Genomic DNA, 16,874 nt, shown 5'->3' on the forward strand with positions numbered 1-16,874 from the left:
CTGTTATTGCATCAGTTCTTCGAGGTCCGCCTGTGCGTCGTCCAGGGCCTGCTGGGGGGACTTCTGGTCGCCCACCGCTTCCTGGATGGCCTGGACCATGCGGTTGTTGAACTCGTTGAAGTTCGAGAGCTTCGGCCGAGCGCGGGCGTACTGACCGGCCTCGATGAACGGTGCCCAGTTCTCCGAGTCCTGGAAGTAGTCGCGCTCGCCGACCGCCTCGACCGTCGGCATGAACCCCTTGCTGCTCGCGTACTCGAAGTGGCGGTCCTCGTCGAAGTAGAACCGCAGCAGGTCCCGCGCGAGGTCCTCGACCTCGGTCTGGGCGAAGATCGAAACGCCGTCGATCGTGTTCAGGCTGTAGCGGCCAGCGGGCCCCTCCGGCACCTGTGCGATCCCGTAGTCGAAGTCGGCGTCGCTGTCGTCGATGTTGATGCCCGTGTAGACGTGGGCGATGACCATGCCCAGCGAGCCGGACTCGAACAGCTGGCGGATGTCCTGGCGCGTCGAGGACAGCGGCGAGGACTGCGTGACGCCGTGTTCGAGGTGCAGGTCCGAGTAGAAGCTCAGCGCCTCGACGGCCCCGTCGGAGTTGACGACCGGCTGACCCTCGTCGTCGATCAGGTCGGCACCGTGTGACCAGTGGTAGTGGTAGTACTGCGAGCCGGTCTCGATGGCGTCGGCACCGGCCAGCCCCAGCGCGGGGGTGTCGGTCTCCTCGGTGATAGTCTGGGCGGCCGAGAGCATGTCGTCCCAGGTGTCGAGCTGGGGGTCCTCGGGATCGAGGCCCGCCGCCTCGAACACGTCCTTGTTGTAGTAGAAGCACTTGTTGGATGCGGCCCAGGGAGCGGCGTAGTACTCGCCCTGGTACATACAGCCGTCGGCCATGCCCTGGTAGAACTGGTCACCGAACTCGCCTTCCATCATGTCGGTGATGGGGACGAGCGCTTCCTTGCCGACGAGCTGGGGGATCCAGCGGGCCGGCCAGCGACTTACGTCAGGTGCCTCGCCGCCGTCGACGCGGTTGTTGACCGTCTGCTGGGCGTTGCCCCAGGTGACGCTCGTGAAGTCCAGCGTGACGCCGAACTCCTCTTCGAAGGCCGCGTTGTTCTCCTCGAAGAACTCGGCGATGTTGTCGCCGACCCCCATCGTCAGGAACTGGATGGTCTGCTGATCGTCACCGCCGTCGCCGCCGTCGCTTCCACCGTCGCCGCCATCGCCGCCATCGCCGCCGTCGCCGCCATCGCCGCCGTCGCCGCCGTCGCCCATACAGCCGGAGATGGCGATGAGGCCACCGGCACCGATGGCTTCGAGCATTCGTCGTCGGTCGATACGTCCGTCCGAAAGTGAGTCTGGTTGTTCGCTCGGCATCTGACAGCATTGTTCACTCGATAGTATATAAATCCGCCGATTTATCAGGGTCGATTATTAAAAACAACAGCCAGCAAGCGGTCAAGCGTTGTGTTCGTGGATCGCGACCAGCAAGGCAGCGAGTTCGCTCGTGACGGCGTCGTAGATTCGGGCCCCCTTCTCGGCGCTGGCGAGCTCCGGCGCGCCGATGGCACCCGACTCGGAGTACTCGTCGAAGGACCGATACACCGAGACGGGACCGCCATCCAGGAGGTCGCCGCCGCTCCACTCGTAGTGTTCGTCCCAGAGAGTGCCCTCGCGCTTCGCGGCGTCGGCGACGAGGTCGGGCCGCAGGTGGAGCATCAGCGAGGTCTCGTACTCGCCGCCGTGGGCCATCCCGCCGTCCTCGCTGTCCCGCAGCGCTCCGACTTCGTCGGTGGCCAGCGTGAAGTACGTCGTCCCCAAGACCTCGGCGTCGGTCTCGGTGCCGACGGTGCTGACGACGGCGTCGACGAGCGCCGCGTTGCCGCCGTGGCCGTTGACGAAACAGACGGCGTCGAAGCCGTTCTGGATGCCAGTCAGCGCCACGTCTTCGAGCACCGCACGGAGGTGGTTGAGCTCCAGCGACAGCGTCCCACCGAACGAGAGGTGGTGGGGCGAGAAGCCCGTCCAGACCGTCGGCGTCACGAGGACGGGGACGTCAGCGCCCGTCTGTTCGGTGCCACCGTGGACGACCGCGTCGACGAGGATGGTGTCCGTCGCGACCGGGAGGTGGTGGCCGTGCTGTTCAATGCTGCCGATGGGGACGACGAGGACCGACCCGTCGCTGTCGGCGACCTCGCGAATCTCCGCGTACGGTTTGCCGGCCCACTCGCTGTCGGTCGCGCCGATTGAATCGTAGAGCATGCTCAGGCTGTCGGAATCGCTTCGGGTTCGTCGTCGATCGGGACGCGATCGCCCGTCTCGTCGAAGAAGTGGATGTCCTCGATATCGAAGCCCAGCGAAACCGTCTCACCGGGATCGGGGTGGTACTCGCTGTCGACGCGGGCGATGATCTCGCCGTCGCCCTCGGGCGAATGCAGATAGAGGAAGTTGTCCGAGCCCATCGGCTCGACGACGTCGACGGCGGCTTCGAGGTGGCCCTCGTCGGTGCCGACAGTCAGGTCCTCGGGGCGGACGCCGAGCGTGTAGGCACCGGCGTCGAGAGACACCCCGAGCGTCGTCTCGAACCCGTTGCCCGAGAGGTGGACGCCGTCGCCGCTTTCGGTCACGTCGACCTCGAAGAAGTTCATGCTCGGCGAGCCGATGAACCCCGCGACGAACTTGTTGTTCGGACGGTCGTAACACACCTCCGGTTCGGCGATCTGCTGGAGTTCGCCGTCGTTGAGGATGGCGATGCGGTCGCCCATCGTCATCGCCTCGGTCTGGTCGTGGGTGACGTAGATCGTCGTCACACCCAGTTCCTCCTGGATGCGCTGGAGCTCGGTGCGCATCTGGGTCCGCAGCTTGGCGTCGAGATTCGAGAGCGGCTCGTCCATCAGGAACACGTCGGGGTCTCGGACGATGGAGCGTCCCAGCGCCACGCGCTGTTGCTGACCGCCAGAGAGCTGCTTGGGGAGCTGATCGAGCAGCTCCGGGATTTCGAGGAGATCGGCGGCGTCGTTCACCCGCTCGTCGATCTCGGCGTCCTCGTACTCGTCGGAGAGGCGCAGCCCGAAGGACATGTTCTCCCGAACGCTCATGTGGGGATACAGCGCGTAGTTCTGGAACACCATCGCGATGTCGCGGTCCTGTGGTCGGACGTCGTTGACGATCTGGTCACCGATTTCGATCTCGCCCGAGGTGATCGTTTCGAGCCCCGCGATCATCCGGAGCGTCGTCGACTTCCCACAGCCGGACGGACCGACCATCACGAGGAACTCCCCGTCCCGGACGGTGAAATCTATCTCCTTGACCGCCAGAAGATCGTCGTACACCTTTGTGACATCAGAGAGACGTACCTTGCTCATGGCGACGTACACCACCCTGCGTTACTATGGTTAAAAAATCTATCGGCGGTCCGGAGAGCGACGGCGAGCGTGCCGACACAGGATGAAGCACGGTACAGCGGAGAACAGCGCCGTCTGCCGTCGCGTGAGAACGGCCCACAAGATATATTTGACAATGACAAACTTTACAGCCGATGAAGTGGTACGGAGTACATGACGAACGACCGGACGCCACGACGAATTCAGTCGGTGGAGCTGGCGTTCGACATCCTCGAAGTGTTACGCGATTCGGGAGGGGCGACGGTGACGGAGGTCGCCGACCAGATCGATCGCTCGCCGGGCACGACCCACACCTACCTCGCGACGATGGCAGACCGAGGGTACGTCCGAAACAGAGACGGAGAGTACCACGTCGGACTGTTCGCAGTGCCACTCGGAGAGTACGTCAGAGGTCAGTCCCAGCTCTACCGGGTCGGCAAGTCGGAGGTCGACGAGCTAGCACAGGAGACCGGCGAGGCCAGCCACCTCGTGGTCGAGAGCCACGGCCGCGAAATCCCGCTGTACGAGCGGTTCGGCCCAGACGCCGTCGGCGAGACGCTGTACGAAGAGAACAAGGGCCACCCGCGGTGGAACCTCCACTGCTCTGCCGCCGGCAAAGCGATTCTGGCTCACACGCCGCCAGAGCGGCGCGACGAGATCCTCCCGAACTACGAGTTCGCCGAACGGACGCCACAGACGACGACCGACGAGGCGTCGCTGCGCGAAGAGCTCGAAGCGGTCCGACGGCAGGGATTCGCACAGAACGACGAAGAGCAAATCACGGGGTTGCGCGCCGTCGGTGCGCCGATCCGATACGAGGGCCAGATTCGCGGAGCGATCAGTCTCTCGGCCCCGACGAGCAGGCTCCAAGGCCAACAGTTCGCCTCTGAGATTCCGGAGCGCGTCGTGCAGGCGGCAAACGTCGTCGAGATCAATCTCCAGTCCGCATGAGTGATCCATATTCGACAATAGTAAACAGCCGTGGTGACAACGGAATATAATTAACACCGGTACCGTCGTTAGATGAATTATTTATCATCGTATTCATTTCGGAGAGCGATATCGACCTGTATTCGGGGTGAAATAAACACGACGTTTTTTTGACGATGTCAAAGAACAGGACACGGAACGACGATGCCATCTCGCGTTGGCGAGCAAACAGTCACACGCCGCCACAGTGCTCTGAGAGCTGTCCCGGTTCCGCCGAGGGATCAGTTCAGCGTTACACCGTCTCCCCGGCCGAAGGTGCTACTACACCATCGATTTCGGGTTCATAATCCACGCACCTCTGATCGTATTGTCCCAGTTTTGCACTTTTGCGCCCATATTCTCAATACCTGGCCCATATCCGGTATTTCTATTCGCCTATAGGCACCTCTTCGCTACAAGTCCCGCATCTCTTTCGGGTGATAGCCACACGATCTACTGTTTGGCTCTTGTACCGACGAGACCGACACCCGTACTTGCAGCATCGCCGTCTCGACAGAGCCCGAGACGGCGTGCGTGTCTGACGCCGGAGACGATGACTGCGGGCGGAGCGACGGCGGACGACAAAAGTGATTATACGGGTCCCCCTCGTACTCCCGCTCGATGCTGCTGATACTGTGTGTCGACCTCGACGACGACCTCGGCCGCAAGACGGAGTGTGAGACGCCCGTCGTCGGCCGCGACGCCGTCGAGTCGGCCGCAGTCGAACTGGCGACTGCCGACCCCGAAGACTCCGACGTGAACGTGCTGTTCGAGGGCGTCCACCTCTACGACTCCATCGACGACGAGGCCGTCGAGGTAGCGGCCGTCACCGGCGTCGACGGGAGCGACGTGGCAGCCAACCGCGCCGTCGGCGAGGAGGTCGACACGGTACTCGCGTCGCTGACCGCCAGCGAAGACGTGCGCGCACTGCTCGTGACCGACGGTGCTCAAGACGAGTCGGTCGTGCCCGTGATCCGCTCGCGAATCCACATCGACGGCGTCCACCGCGTGGTCGTCCGCCAGGCACAGGACCTCGAATCGATGTACTACACCATCAAGCAGGTGCTCGATGATCCGGAGACCCGCGGGACGATCCTCGTGCCACTGGGGATCTTGCTGTTGATTTATCCGGTGGCGATCCTCGCGAACTTCCTCGAACTCCCGGGGTCCGCCATCGGGATCATCTCCGGTCTGCTTGGCCTGTACGTCCTCGCGCGCGGTCTCGGTGCCGAGGAGACGCTGGACCGGACCGTCGACCGCGTCCGCTCGGGACTGTACGCCGGGCGCGTGACGGTAATCACCTACGTCGTCGCCGCGGCACTAATGGTCATCGGCGGCGTCAGCGGCGTCCGGACCGTCGAGTCGATGGCCGTCGAATCGGTCGCCGAAGCCATTGCCGGCCTCGTCTTCGGCTCCGTCCGGTGGTTCGCCGCCGCCGGCATCACCAGTAGCTTCGGCCGCGTCACCGACAAGTACCTCTCGGACAGCTTCGAGTGGCGCTACCTCAACGCCCCGTTCTACGTGCTGTCGATCGCGGCCGTTCTCTACGGCGTCAGCTCCTACTTCCTCGGTACGGCCACGATCGAAGAACTGGCCGTGGCACTGACGGCCGGCACACTGCTCGGCCTGGGCAGCACGCTCGCGTTCGCCATCGCCGAGACCCGCTGGCAAGGAGCCGATCCGGTGTAGTCAAGCGCCTGGCGTGCCAGGCTGTCGGCATGTACGTCTCCAGAGCCGTCCGGTCGATCCGGGACGACCCCATCAAGGGGGAATCGGTCGGACTCGTCCTCGAACCCGACGACGAGACCGATCCCGACGCCGTCGCCGCGGCCGCTCGGGCCGCCGACGCGACCGTCGAGCGCCGACTCCAGTTCGGCGAACTCGAAGTGCGCGTCCCACACCAGCAGGTCGGCGACATCTGTGCCATCGACGGACTGGCCGCCGTCGAGACCACCAACGCGATCAGGATCCACCCCGACGAAGCCGAAGAAGACATCGACCAGGAAGGATGAGACGGCCGACCACCCGTCGCTGGTCACCGCCCCGGACGACGCGACGGCCACCAGTCCGAGTCGTACCGCTTTTGACTGCCCGGGGAGTACGCGGCGACGAGGGCACGTAGCTCAGTCCGGATAGAGCGTCGGACTTCTAACGCCGTCACGGCCGTGACGGTGGAAGCGATCCGACGGTCGTGGGTTCGAATCCCACCGTGCCCGTTCCAGAACCGTCGGTTCCGTACTTTTCCAGATAACACGGTTATCAAGCCGTTCGTCACCCTCTCTAGACTGTTCTCAGATTCGATTTGAGAGCCAGAATTTGGTGCCCAACACAGGTGCGAACGCACCCCTCCGCCGTCTGGTATACTCCGTTACCGGGAGGTGGTCGGCGTGATCTCTCCCGACGATGGCCCTTCCCGCGAGAGCTGGCCATTCGATCCCGACAAGTTCGTCCGCGCGTCTCGCCTCCTGGAAGCGACTGATCGAGAGGTTCGCCAGGCGATCGAGGAGGTCGAGGACGGTGGTTCCCGATGAACGGGACCGCCTACGTCTGCGACGACTGCGGTGTCACGATCGTTGAGCGTGATCCCGACCAGACTGATCTCTGCCCAGTCTGTCGAACTGGGGGCGATCCCGAGCAGTATCCGCCGCTCAACCAGGAGCGAGGTGACTACCGATGACCTGCTGGTCCGAGTACGTTCACTACGACTGCGAGGACTGCGGCGAGATCTGCATCAACCACGAGGAGAGCGATCCCGCCCAGCTGGGCAAATGTCGCGGCTGCCACATCGACGATCTCGTCGAGGACTACGAGCAGCGACTTCGTAGCCAACACTCGACGAACACCACGAGCGACCGGCCGGAGGGAGCGGCCCCCTCCCATGGGGGTCCGACCGACGCCGGGAGCGCACGCCCCCAAGCGAAGCGCAGGGGGCATTCGTCAGGCGGTCGCGGTAGCGGTCTCGTCTCCGAGGACTCTGCGAACTCTGATTCTTTCTAACATTGTCTACAGACGAACCCACCACCGGCGGCTCTCGGCATACCAACTTGAACAACTCTGTAAACGACTCTGACGGGGGTAACTCACCAAAAATCGGTTCGGAGTTACCTACTCCGTACGAGCGCGTTTCAGAGTTCCACGAGGAGTATTCCGACCGTGCTTACCTCCGCTTGTCGACTACCCACGGCGAACGGCTCCGGGAAGAGTACACCCGCGAATTCACGGAGAGCTACGAATCTCCCGGTCCGCGAGAGTGGGACGACCCGGTGAAAGGCCAGGAGGTCGTCCGCCGCGAGGCCGTCACCTGGGGAACCGTCGTACTTCGCACCCTTAAGGACTACGCCGATACGCGCCGGACGACGGTCAATCTCGAAAGGGGTCGTCCGTCTGATCCGGAGTATCAGGAGTGGTCCGTACAGGCTGAAACGCGCTGGTTCGCCAGCTACCAGAAGCGGTACTACGCCCAAATGATACAGTCGTGCGAAAGTATTTGCTAGTGTAGACTCAATTTGCGGTAATGGGACGGTTAGACGATATCACTCTGGAAGAGCTTCAGGAGCTCCGTGAACAAACAGAGGGTGAGGTTCCTCGAGAACGTGTTCTTGCTGCAATCGGCCGAAAGCAGGGCGATGAACACGAGACACTAGCTGAACGACATGGTGTCGTGGAGAAGACGATCCGCAACTGGCTCGATCGGTTCACTGAAGAACCGATCGAGCAAGCTCCCTACGACGAATCCAGACCAGGCCGCCCCTCGAAGCTCGACAAACACGAACGCAAACAGTTCTTCGAGCGGCTCCAACAATCGCCGACAGAACTCGGCTACGAGCAACAAGCGTGGTCGCCGAAACTGCTCCTTCACCATGTCAAACAAGAGTACGGAGTCGAATACAGCGAAGGCCACGCTCGGAAACTCCTGGGAAAGGCCGGGCTGTCCTGCCGGACAGCACGGCCGCGAAATCACGAGGCTGATCCAGAACAAGAAGCCGAATTTCAACAAACAGTCGAAAAAAAAACGGCCGAAACTGACCAACAAAACCGTTGTCGCTCTTGCTCAAGCTAGCGAAAAGACTCCGTTGGGCCGTGTTTAGACGCTCCTCAACCGGCGAGTCACGGGCCGTTGCGGTTGATCTAAAACCTGTCCTGAGTGCCTCATCGTGTCGATCTGTTCGCGGAGCATACGCTGCAAGAGCCGATTTGTACTGCGTCTAAACAAGGCCCTCCGTTGTATGGAAAGCATCCCGTCTCCTGCTATCAGCTGTGACCAAACAACCAGCATTCGGCGGGATGCTTCAGCAACTTGTATCGCTTGGCGCTTTGGAGTTTCGGCCCGAGCCGCTCGACGTCATCGTCGAGCGGCGTCTCAAGACCATCTGGGAACAGGCACCCTGTCCTGATTGTGGCGCGACAACCATCCGAACCTACGACGATCTCGACCGTATCTGGTGCCGTGGCTGCGGCTTCATGAGTACCTACACGCTCGGTACACCGTTCTACGACGCGGAACTCGCCCCCGGCGAGTTCCTCGTCGCCTTCGTCCTCTACGCTGATTCGTTGCTCAGCATCAATCAAATTGCTTCCCTACGGCCTTGTTTAGACGCAGTACAAATCGGCTCTTGCGGCGTATGCTCCGCGAACAGATCGACACAATGAGGCACTCAGGACAGATTTTAGACAACCGCTACGGTCCGTGACTCGCCGATCGAGGAGCGTCTAAACACGGCCCTTCCCTACTTGATCGGGCGTACAACACGATTCACTCGGCGATTCGTGACGTGGAAGCCGCGTTCCAGCGCGGCTTCCCCGTCGTCTGGGATCGCATCGATCACACTCTCGACGGGCCAACGCAGGTCGATGAAACCCAGCAGGTCTGCTCTGGGTACAAGGGACGCGACCCACCGCGGGACGGTCTGTCCCGCGGCGGGTCGCCAGAGGGCGGTCGCACACGCTGGAGCGGTGAGCAGGGTGATGAACTGACGCTCGTCGCGGCCTGCCGCGACGTGCTTCGCGTGGTTTCTGCTGAGGAAGGAACGAAGTTCAAGGACGAACTCAAGCCAGTGATCGAAGAAGCTGAAGACCTCTCCCAGCGACTGGGAGAGGTCTGGACGGATGAGTACCCGCCGTATCAACAGATGGAGCACGACCACAGAACGGTGGTTCACGACGAAGCATACGTCTCAGATGCGGGTGTTCGCACCAACCAAGCTGAGTGTCTCTGGTCGTTGTTGCAACCGTGGATCGAGAAATTTCGCGGCCTGTCCAAGCAGGGCTTGGAACAGGCCGCTCGTACCTACGGCTTCCTGCGGTCATTGAATCTCGCTGGCGCACCAATCCACGGACTCGTTGACTGCTTCGCTGCCGATATTTTTCGCCAGTCTGCGTAAGAGCGACCAGTAAAAACTAATGCACGACCGTATCATTCCGTCGCCGAATCCAGAACGAGACTACCAACGAGGACTATTGCCCCAATTCCGGCGATTCCGTAGATAAACAGCGGTGGATCGCGGGGTGCGTCTGCACCGTACACCATCTCGTAGTACATGGTCAGGTTAACGAATAGTATTAAGTACAGGAGTACGTCGGTGGTTCGGCTCATAATTGGTCAAATCGGGGCCACGTGTTGCCACTTTTGATTGTAGGGCCGTGTTTAGACGCTCCTCAACCGGCGAGTCACGGGCCGTTGCGGTTGATCTAAAATCTGTCCTGAGTGCCTCATCGTGTCGATCTGTTCGCGGAGCATACGCCGCAAGAGCCGATTTGTACTGCGTCTAAACAAGGCCGATTGTAGTGGATTCAGTATCTTCGCACACCTACTGAATGCCTATTTCATTCGACAATCAACCGATGGAATGGCGGTTCAACAGCACAACTCTCGTCTGCCTCGTCGACTCCTCCTCGGCTCTCACTCCGCTTTCGAGAACACCAGTGCGTAGCTGTGGCGGAGCCGTAGCCGAAGGTGCCGGTGAGGCCGTCGGTCGTGTGGCTGGGGTCCTCGTCGGGGTCGGTGTATCAGCACACGAGCCGCTCGGCCAGCGCCGGTGGCATCCGCACGTCGGCGTCGATGGCCGCCGGAAGGTCGCGGTCGTGTTCGTACGTGATACGGAAAGCTGTAGGTCTTTACCAGATCGACCGCACGCCGTCGTGCGGTTGACTGGGTAAACGCCTACAACCGTCCGTATGAGTCGCCAGACAGTCTCCATGCCCGTGGGGCGGGTCGCGGAGCAAGCTGCTTGTCTCGACCCCACCGTTTAACCCCGAGACGCTGGAAGGACTGGCCACATGACCGATATCGCACTCTCACTGGGGGGTATCGCGCTCGCGCTCTTTCTGGTCCTGCTGAACGGCTTCTTCGTCGCCTCGGAGTTCGCCTTCGTCCGGATCAGGGCGACCTCCGTCCAGCAACTGGTCGACGAGGGGGCCGCCGGTGCCGGCGTGCTGGACGACGTGATGGACAACCTCGACGACTACCTCGCGACGACGCAACTGGGGATCACGGTCGCGTCGCTGGGACTGGGGTGGGTCGGTGAGCCCGCCATCGCCGACCTGCTGAAGCCGGTGCTGACTCCGATCCTCCCACAGAGTGCGGTTCACGCCGTCGCCTTCGCCGTCGGGTTCACCGTCATCACGTTCCTCCACGTGGTCTTCGGCGAACTCGCGCCAAAGACGCTGGCCATCGCGGACGCGGAGAAGATCTCGCTGCTCGTGGCCGCGCCGATGAAGTTCTTCTTCTATCTCTTCTATCCGGGCATCGTCGTGTTCAACGGGACGGCGAACTACTTCACGCAGCTGATCGGCGTCGAACCGGCCTCCGAGAGCGAGGAGACGCTCGAAGAGGAGGAGATCTTGCGGGTGTTGCACCGGTCGGGGCAGGCCGGCCACGTCGACGCGAGCGAAGTCGAGATGATCCAGCGCGTCTTCGAGTTCGACGACCGGCCGGTTCGTGAGGTGATGGTCCCGCGGCCGGACGTGATCAGCGTCCCCGCCGCCATGCCGGTCGCCGAACTCCGATCGGTCGTCCTCGACGCGGGCCACACGCGCTACCCCGTCGTGGACGAGGACGACGAGGTCGTCGGCTTCGTCGACGCCAAGGACGTGTTGCGGGTCATCGAGACCGGCGACGAATCCTCGGCGACGGCGGGCGACATCGCCCGTGAGCTCCCGCTCGTGCCGGAATCGACCCGGATCGACGACCTGCTGGGCGAGTTCCAGGACCAGCAGCGCCAGATGGCCGTCGTCATCGACGAGTGGGGCGCGTTCGAGGGCATCGCGACGGTCGAGGACGTACTGGAAACGCTCGTCGGGGACATTCAGGACAACTTCGACAGCGACGAGCGCGAACTCTCGATCGAGCACCGCGACGACGGTTCCTACCGCGTCGGCGGCTCGGTTCCCCTCTCGGCAGTCAACCAGGAACTGGACAGCGACTTCCAGAGCGACGCCTTCGAGACGATCGGCGGGCTCGTGCTGGACCGCCTCGGTCGCGCACCGGAGGCCGACGACGAGATCGAGGCCGACGGCTACCGGATCTCCGTCCTGCGTGTCGACGGGGCACGGATCGCTGCCGTCGAGCTGTGGCCGTCCCAGTCGGTCGAGTAGCGCCCCACGTTCGGCCAGGTGGAAGCAGGGCTACTGGTGGGCGCGACCGGCGTCGAGTCGGTACCGGGTCGTCTGCTGGCCCTCGAACTGGGGGCCGGCCCCCTCGTTCTCGAAGCCGGCGTCCTCGATGGCCGTGCGTGCCGCGTCCTCGCTCGCGGGCAACAGGATCTCGACGCTCATCTCCTCGCGCTCGGCGAAACTGATCGGCTCCTCGATCAGCCGCGCACAGGCCGCCTCGTCGCCCCCGATCTGTGTCACGTGAACGGTGCTGTCCCGGGCGTCGAAGCTGACGAACCCGGCGACTCTCGTCTCCTCGTCCCCGTCGGCCGGTGTCTCCGCGACCCGCACCGTCCGGTCGTGGACGAGGTTGCGCATCACGTCCGGCGGGCTCCCCGATAGTTCGGCCATGCGCTCGGCGTCGGCCTCGACGGCGTCCCGGATCTCCATACCGGAGTGTCGGCGCGAACGCAAATAAACCGTGTGCCGCGCCAGATGAACACAGTTATCCCCGACCATGGGCTACGGCTCGGATAATGAGTCACGTACGCACGATCAGGGTGGTAGCATGCGCGTAGTCGCCAAGTTCGGCGGGACGAGCCTCGGCAACGGCGAGCGGATCAACCGGGCCGCGGACTCGATCGCGTCGGCCATCGAGAACGGCCACGAGGTCGCCGTCGTCGCCAGCGCGATGGGGAACACGACGGACGAACTCCTCGAAGAGATCGAGTACGACGCCGAGCCCGAGGACCGCGCACAGATCGTCAGCATGGGCGAGCGCACCTCCGTCCGGATGCTCAAGGGCGCGCTCGCGGCCCGCGGCGTCGAGGCGATGTTCCTCGAACCGGGGAGCGAGCACTGGCCGATCATCACCGACGAGTACGGCGAGGTCGACGTCGAGGAGACGACCAAGCGCGCTCACGCGCTGGCCGGCCAGCTGGAGGACGTGGTGCCGGTCGTCACGGGCTTTCTCGCACAGGACCTCGCGGGCAACGTCACCACGCTGGGGCGGGGCGGCTCGGACACCTCGGCGGTCATGCTGGGCAAACACATGGACGCCGACGAGGTCGTCATCGTCACGGACGTGGAAGGCGTCATGACGGGCGACCCCCGCGTCGTCGAAGGGGCACGCAACGTCGGCGAGATCTCCGTCGACGAACTGCGTTCGCTCTCCTTTCGCGGCGCAGAGGTCGTCGCGCCCTCGGCGCTGTCGTACAAGGACCGCGATCTGGGCGTCCGCGTCGTCCACTACCAGCACGGTGATCTGCTGTCCGGCGGGACCTCGATCGAGGGCGAGTTCCAGAACCTCATCGATCTGCAAGAAGAGCGCCTCTGCTGTGTCACTATCGCCGGTCGCGCGATCCGAAACAGTCCGGGCATCCTCGGCGAGCTCTCGACGGCGCTTGGCGACGAGGGGATCAACATCGACGGCGTCTCCTCCGGGATGGACTCGATCACCTTCTACGTCGACACCGACCACGCCGACGACGCGGAGGCGCTCTTGCACGATCACGTCGTCGACGACGACACCCTCTCCAGTGTCACCGTCGAGGACGACATCGCCGTCGTCCGCGTCACGGGCGGTGAGCTGCCGAACCAGCCGGGCATCGTCAAGCGCGTGATCGACCCGCTCTCGGACGCTCACATCAACCTCTACGACGTGATCACCTCCGCCACCTCGGTGTCCGTGTTCGTCCCGTGGTCGGACCGAGAGCAGGCCCTCTCGCTCGTTCAGGACGTGTTCTGATACGGACGGTTGTAGGCGTTTACCCAGTCGACCGCACGACGGCGTGCGGTCGATCTGGTAAAGACCTACAACTTTCCGTATGAAGCCGTCGGCTGTGTGACTTTCGACTACCGCCCCTGTGTCAGCCGGAACCCGATCTGTCGCGGTAGCCCGGCGTCCTCGACTGCCCGGATGACCGCGTCCGTGTCGTAGTCGACGCGTCGCTCCTCGACGGTCCCCTCGGCCACGTCGAGCACGGCGTAGGCCGCCGTCGGGTCGTCGTCCCGTGGCTGGCCGACGCTCCCGGGGTTCAGGACGGTCCCGTCGTCGTAGCGTTCGTGGTGCTGGACGTGGGTGTGGCCCATGATCAGCGCGTCCTCGTCTCCCAGCAGGTCCGGCCCGAACTCACCCGGCCGGGTGTAGTGGTCGGGATCGTCCGGGTGGCCGTGGACGATCTTCACTCGCCCGTCGAGCACGCGGCGCTCTGTCGGCAAGCCGTCGAGCCACGCCAGCTGGTCGTCGGTCAGCTGGTCGCGGGCGTGGTCGACGGCGGCCGCCGCCATGTGGTTGAAGCGTGGGGCGTGGTCCGTCGCGACGGCCCGGTCGTGGTTGCCCTGCACCGTCGGGAGCGTTCCGTCGAGCAACGCGGCGTCGCTGTCCGCGATCGGCCCGCTCTCCGGTGTTGCGATCGCGTCGACACACGCCGCGTGCCACGGATTGTACCCCACCACGTCCCCGGCACACACCAGTCCGTCGACGCTGGGCATGTCCGCGAGGACGGCCCGCAGTGCGACCTCGTTTCCGTGAACGTCTGACAGAACACCGAGCTTCATTGCTACTCTCTACGACGGTCAGAACTTAGTTCCCACTGACCCGTTTCACGAGCTGGACGTGCGGAAGCTTCGTTTGCCCGTCGCTCGGCGGGTTCGTCCAAACTGCGCGCGAGACCGGCCTACGTCCCGTGCTGCCAGGAGTCCATGTACTCGGCCTGGCTCTCGGTCAGCGAGTCGAAGTCGACGCCCTCCGCGTCGAGTTTGATCTCCGCGACCTCCCTGTCCAGTTCGTCGGGCACGTCGTGGACGCCGGCCGCGTACGCCTCGCCGCGCTCGACCAGTTCCCGGACACAGACGGCCTGGATGCCGAACGACTGGTCCATCACCTCGACGGGGTGGCCCAGCGCGATCGGGGTCGCGAGGTTGACGAGTCGCCCCTCTGCGAGGACGTTCAGTCGGCGACCGTCGGCCATCTCGTAGGCGCGGACGCCGTCGCGGGCCTCGTACGTGTCGACGGCCAGCGCCGAGAGCGCGTCGAGGTCGACCTCCACGTCGAAGTGGCCGGCGTTTGCCAGCAGGACGCCGTCCTGCATCGCTTCGAAGTGCTCCTCGACGATCACGTCGCGGTTGCCCGTCGTCGTGATGAACACGTCCCCCTCGGCGGCGGCCTCGGCCATCGGCATCACGTCGTAGCCTTCCATGTGGGCCTCCAGTGCGCGGCGAGGCTCGACTTCCGTGACGACAACGTCCGCGTTCTGGCCGCTGGCCTTCTTCGCGACGCCTTTCCCGCAGTTCCCGTAGCCGGCGACGACGACGGTCTTGCCCGCCCACGAGAGGTTCGTCGTCATAGCGATCGACGCGAGCGAGGACTCGCCGGTGCCGTGGACGTTGTCGAACAGTCGCTTCATCGGCGTGTCGTTGACGGCGAAGACGGGGTACTCCAGCGCGCCGTCGTCGTCCATCGCGCGCAGGCGGTGGACCCCGGTCGTCGTCTCCTCTGCGCCGCCGACGATGGTGTCGATCAGCTCGGGGTAATCCTCGTGGATCGCCGCCACGAGGTCCATCCCGTCGTCGACGGTGATCGTCGGCTCGTGGTCGATGACCGCCTCGATGGCGGCGTAGTACTCCTCGTCGTCGACGCCGCGTTCGGCGTAGCAGGTGACGCCGTCGACGGCGTCCAGCGCGGCCGAAACGTCGTCGTGGGTCGAAAGCGGGTTACAGCCGGTCATCGCCACCTCGGCCCCACCGGCGGCAAGCACTTCGGCCAGGACGGCGGTCTTGGCTTCGACGTGCATCGCCATGCCGATTCGCTCGCCCGCGAAGGGCTGGTCGGCCTCGAAGGACTCCCGGAGCGACGCCATGATCGGCATGTGCTGGACGGCCCAGTCCATCTTGCGGCGGCCCTCTTCGCGGGCCGTGGCCGGGTCGTCGAGTCGCGCGGTAATGGGGTCTGTCATACCCCAGATAAAGAGCAGGCCGCTGAAAACGCTACCGAACCGGGATCAGTTGCCGCCCGCGTTGGCGTGGTCCGGCGGACCGCCGTCGTCGTCACTCTCCGCTCCGTCTTCTTCGTCTTCCGACTCCTCAGTTTCTGCTTCGTCGTCGGTCTCGGACGCTTCGTCGTCGTCTTTCTCGTCCGCGTCGGGACCGGCGTGTTCGGGCGGGCCGCGCTCGCCGTCTCCGGTCTCGTTCTCGGCGTCGGTCTCGTCCGCGTCGGGACCGGCGTGTTCGGGCGGGCCGCGTTCGTTCTCGTCAGTCTCGTTCTCGGCGTCGGTCTCGTTCTCGTCCGTGTTCGGTCCGGCGTGTTCGGGCGGACCCGCGTGGGCGGGTGCGTCGCCGGGGTTGTTCGCCTGGACGAAGGCGGCGACCTGCGGACCGATGTGGCGTCGGTCACCGTCCAGCAGCGACTGGACGTAGGCAGACACCTGCTGGCCGAAGGCCCCGGTCTCGTTCGTTTCGAGGTACTCCTCGCCGAGCAGGTCGGCCGTCGTCGTGGCCGTCCGGTTGTCGGCGGTCGCGGTGACCGAGATGGTCTCGTTCTCCGCGGGCGAGTCCAGCTCTACTTCCCCGTCGTCGTCGGTCGTGTACGACCCGATTCCCTCGTAGGAACTCCCCTCTTCGCCACCCACGTCGACGGTGGCGTTCTCGACGGCGCTGTCGTTTGCCGTGACGCTGATCGTCACGTCCTCGTCCTGTGCGACACTGACCGACAGCGCCGCGTTCCCGGTCTCGTCGTCGGCCGCCGCGACGCCGGGGCCGACTGCGGCCCCGACCAGCGTGACGGCCATCGCCAGTGCGAATAGTTCGGTGCGCATCGTATCAGAGACGTGTGCTAACACCGGCATAAACCCCGAATCCGGTTCAGTCAGTTCGGAGCGGTTCGAAACTCTCTCAGACGGCGCGAGAACGTTTAGAAACAGTTCTCGTCGTTTAACTCCGCTC

18 protein-coding genes, 1 tRNA gene and 2 pseudogenes are annotated in these 16,874 nt (G+C 63.9%); 12 read left to right on the forward strand and 9 right to left on the reverse strand.

The genetic code is table 11. From position 1 onward, the window contains the following. Positions 1-3: 3 nt before the first annotated feature. The 3 genes from HALKA_RS0107525 to HALKA_RS0107535 all read right to left on the reverse strand — a co-directional run bounded on the left by HALKA_RS0107525 (position 4) and on the right by HALKA_RS0107535 (position 3,356). Positions 4-1,314, reverse strand: a complete 1,311-nt coding sequence (locus tag HALKA_RS0107525) for an ABC transporter substrate-binding protein (protein WP_211206018.1) — start codon at positions 1,312-1,314, stop codon at positions 4-6. Between the two features lie 135 nt (positions 1,315-1,449). Next, a complete protein-coding gene (locus tag HALKA_RS0107530) occupies positions 1,450-2,253 on the reverse strand; it encodes a creatininase family protein (protein WP_018257403.1) in 804 nt (267 codons plus the stop codon). A 2-nt stretch (positions 2,254-2,255) separates the two neighbouring features. Further along, a complete protein-coding gene (locus tag HALKA_RS0107535; RefSeq protein ID WP_026190207.1) occupies positions 2,256-3,356 on the reverse strand; it encodes an ABC transporter ATP-binding protein in 1,101 nt (366 codons plus the stop codon). 192 nt (positions 3,357-3,548) lie between these two features. On the opposite strand from HALKA_RS0107535, the gene HALKA_RS0107540 reads away from it, so the two are divergent. The 7 genes from HALKA_RS0107540 (at position 3,549) to HALKA_RS0107570 (ending at position 7,340) form a co-directional block, all read left to right on the forward strand. Beyond that, positions 3,549-4,325: an IclR family transcriptional regulator gene (locus HALKA_RS0107540; RefSeq protein ID WP_018257405.1), complete on the forward strand. Its 777-nt coding sequence runs from the start codon at positions 3,549-3,551 to the stop codon at positions 4,323-4,325. A 639-nt stretch (positions 4,326-4,964) separates the two neighbouring features. After that, positions 4,965-6,032: a DUF373 family protein gene (locus HALKA_RS0107545; RefSeq protein WP_018257406.1), complete on the forward strand. Its 1,068-nt coding sequence runs from the start codon at positions 4,965-4,967 to the stop codon at positions 6,030-6,032. A gap of 29 nt (positions 6,033-6,061) precedes the next feature. Next, entirely contained in the window at positions 6,062-6,355 is a 294-nt protein-coding gene (locus HALKA_RS0107550) for a hypothetical protein (protein WP_018257407.1), read from the forward strand. Between the two features lie 100 nt (positions 6,356-6,455). Next, a tRNA-Arg gene (locus tag HALKA_RS0107555) sits at positions 6,456-6,559 on the forward strand. A 171-nt stretch (positions 6,560-6,730) separates the two neighbouring features. Next, positions 6,731-6,874, forward strand: coding sequence for a hypothetical protein (locus HALKA_RS20870; protein ID WP_155119378.1), 144 nt, complete (start codon positions 6,731-6,733; stop codon positions 6,872-6,874). Beyond that, complete coding sequence (locus HALKA_RS21325; RefSeq protein WP_015761926.1) at positions 6,871-7,020, forward strand: hypothetical protein; 150 nt, start codon at positions 6,871-6,873, stop codon at positions 7,018-7,020. Before HALKA_RS20870 ends, HALKA_RS21325 begins: the two co-directional genes overlap by 4 nt. Then, on the forward strand, positions 7,017-7,340 hold the full coding sequence (locus HALKA_RS0107570; protein ID WP_018257409.1) for a hypothetical protein: 324 nt from the start codon (positions 7,017-7,019) through the stop codon (positions 7,338-7,340). The genes HALKA_RS21325 and HALKA_RS0107570 overlap by 4 nt, the downstream gene beginning before the upstream one ends. A gap of 128 nt (positions 7,341-7,468) precedes the next feature. On the opposite strand, the gene HALKA_RS21605 is transcribed toward HALKA_RS0107570, so the two are convergent. After that, entirely contained in the window at positions 7,469-7,807 is a 339-nt protein-coding gene (locus HALKA_RS21605; protein ID WP_155119379.1) for a hypothetical protein, read from the reverse strand. Positions 7,808-7,857: 50 nt separating this feature from the next. On the opposite strand from HALKA_RS21605, the gene HALKA_RS20315 reads away from it, so the two are divergent. From HALKA_RS20315 to HALKA_RS19375, 3 genes and pseudogenes are all read left to right on the forward strand, one after another. After that, positions 7,858-8,403 carry a helix-turn-helix domain-containing protein gene (locus tag HALKA_RS20315; protein ID WP_080505806.1) on the forward strand — a complete coding sequence of 182 codons (546 nt, stop codon included), beginning with the start codon at positions 7,858-7,860 and terminating at the stop codon, positions 8,401-8,403. A 224-nt stretch (positions 8,404-8,627) separates the two neighbouring features. Next, a pseudogene (locus HALKA_RS19370) lies at positions 8,628-8,918 on the forward strand (IS1595 family transposase); the annotation flags it as partial. A gap of 152 nt (positions 8,919-9,070) precedes the next feature. Beyond that, positions 9,071-9,724: pseudogene (locus tag HALKA_RS19375) on the forward strand (IS1595 family transposase); the annotation flags it as partial. A gap of 32 nt (positions 9,725-9,756) precedes the next feature. Here the strand turns inward: HALKA_RS19375 and HALKA_RS0107595 are convergent. Beyond that, positions 9,757-9,936 (reverse strand): hypothetical protein, encoded by a 180-nt coding sequence (locus tag HALKA_RS0107595; protein ID WP_018257414.1) that lies wholly within the window; start codon positions 9,934-9,936, stop codon positions 9,757-9,759. 683 nt (positions 9,937-10,619) lie between these two features. Between HALKA_RS0107595 and HALKA_RS0107600 the strand changes: the two genes are divergently transcribed. After that, positions 10,620-11,936, forward strand: coding sequence for a hemolysin family protein (locus HALKA_RS0107600; protein ID WP_018257415.1), 1,317 nt, complete (start codon positions 10,620-10,622; stop codon positions 11,934-11,936). Positions 11,937-11,966: 30 nt separating this feature from the next. Here the strand turns inward: HALKA_RS0107600 and HALKA_RS0107605 are convergent, their stop codons facing one another. Then, a complete protein-coding gene (locus HALKA_RS0107605) occupies positions 11,967-12,383 on the reverse strand; it encodes a hypothetical protein (protein ID WP_018257416.1) in 417 nt (138 codons plus the stop codon). A gap of 118 nt (positions 12,384-12,501) precedes the next feature. On the opposite strand from HALKA_RS0107605, the gene HALKA_RS0107610 reads away from it, so the two are divergent. Next, positions 12,502-13,680, forward strand: coding sequence for an aspartate kinase (locus HALKA_RS0107610; RefSeq protein ID WP_018257417.1), 1,179 nt, complete (start codon positions 12,502-12,504; stop codon positions 13,678-13,680). Between the two features lie 107 nt (positions 13,681-13,787). Here HALKA_RS0107610 and HALKA_RS0107615 read toward each other — a convergent pair whose 3' ends face one another. The 3 genes from HALKA_RS0107615 to HALKA_RS0107625 form a co-directional block, all read right to left on the reverse strand. After that, positions 13,788-14,492, reverse strand: a complete 705-nt coding sequence (locus HALKA_RS0107615; RefSeq protein WP_018257418.1) for a metallophosphoesterase family protein — start codon at positions 14,490-14,492, stop codon at positions 13,788-13,790. Between the two features lie 119 nt (positions 14,493-14,611). Continuing rightward, positions 14,612-15,889, reverse strand: a complete 1,278-nt coding sequence (locus tag HALKA_RS0107620) for an adenosylhomocysteinase (protein WP_018257419.1) — start codon at positions 15,887-15,889, stop codon at positions 14,612-14,614. A 45-nt stretch (positions 15,890-15,934) separates the two neighbouring features. Continuing rightward, positions 15,935-16,747 carry a hypothetical protein gene (locus tag HALKA_RS0107625; protein WP_018257420.1) on the reverse strand — a complete coding sequence of 271 codons (813 nt, stop codon included), beginning with the start codon at positions 16,745-16,747 and terminating at the stop codon, positions 15,935-15,937. Between the last annotated feature and the right edge of the window lie 127 nt (positions 16,748-16,874).

The sequence above is a fragment of the Halomicrobium katesii DSM 19301 genome, assembly GCF_000379085.1.
GTDB classification, from domain to species: Archaea; Halobacteriota; Halobacteria; order Halobacteriales; family Haloarculaceae; genus Halomicrobium; species Halomicrobium katesii.

What these genes read in the sequence shown, in the direction of transcription:
- HALKA_RS0107525 (WP_211206018.1), bottom strand. Translation starts at nt 1,314, where the DNA reads ATGCTCGAAGCCATCGGTGCCGGTGGCCTCATCGCCATCTCCGGCTGT.
- HALKA_RS0107530 (WP_018257403.1), bottom strand. Translation starts at nt 2,253, where the DNA reads ATGCTCTACGATTCAATCGGCGCGACCGACAGCGAGTGGGCCGGCAAA.
- HALKA_RS0107535 (WP_026190207.1), bottom strand. Translation starts at nt 3,356, where the DNA reads ATGAGCAAGGTACGTCTCTCTGATGTCACAAAGGTGTACGACGATCTT.
- HALKA_RS0107540 (WP_018257405.1), top strand. Translation starts at nt 3,549, where the DNA reads ATGACGAACGACCGGACGCCACGACGAATTCAGTCGGTGGAGCTGGCG.
- HALKA_RS0107545 (WP_018257406.1), top strand. Translation starts at nt 4,965, where the DNA reads ATGCTGCTGATACTGTGTGTCGACCTCGACGACGACCTCGGCCGCAAG.
- HALKA_RS0107550 (WP_018257407.1), top strand. Translation starts at nt 6,062, where the DNA reads ATGTACGTCTCCAGAGCCGTCCGGTCGATCCGGGACGACCCCATCAAG.
- HALKA_RS21325 (WP_015761926.1), top strand. Translation starts at nt 6,871, where the DNA reads ATGAACGGGACCGCCTACGTCTGCGACGACTGCGGTGTCACGATCGTT.
- HALKA_RS0107570 (WP_018257409.1), top strand. Translation starts at nt 7,017, where the DNA reads ATGACCTGCTGGTCCGAGTACGTTCACTACGACTGCGAGGACTGCGGC.
- HALKA_RS20315 (WP_080505806.1), top strand. Translation starts at nt 7,858, where the DNA reads ATGGGACGGTTAGACGATATCACTCTGGAAGAGCTTCAGGAGCTCCGT.
- HALKA_RS0107595 (WP_018257414.1), bottom strand. Translation starts at nt 9,936, where the DNA reads ATGAGCCGAACCACCGACGTACTCCTGTACTTAATACTATTCGTTAAC.
- HALKA_RS0107600 (WP_018257415.1), top strand. Translation starts at nt 10,620, where the DNA reads ATGACCGATATCGCACTCTCACTGGGGGGTATCGCGCTCGCGCTCTTT.
- HALKA_RS0107605 (WP_018257416.1), bottom strand. Translation starts at nt 12,383, where the DNA reads ATGGAGATCCGGGACGCCGTCGAGGCCGACGCCGAGCGCATGGCCGAA.
- HALKA_RS0107610 (WP_018257417.1), top strand. Translation starts at nt 12,502, where the DNA reads ATGCGCGTAGTCGCCAAGTTCGGCGGGACGAGCCTCGGCAACGGCGAG.
- HALKA_RS0107615 (WP_018257418.1), bottom strand. Translation starts at nt 14,492, where the DNA reads ATGAAGCTCGGTGTTCTGTCAGACGTTCACGGAAACGAGGTCGCACTG.
- HALKA_RS0107620 (WP_018257419.1), bottom strand. Translation starts at nt 15,889, where the DNA reads ATGACAGACCCCATTACCGCGCGACTCGACGACCCGGCCACGGCCCGC.
- HALKA_RS0107625 (WP_018257420.1), bottom strand. Translation starts at nt 16,747, where the DNA reads ATGCGCACCGAACTATTCGCACTGGCGATGGCCGTCACGCTGGTCGGG.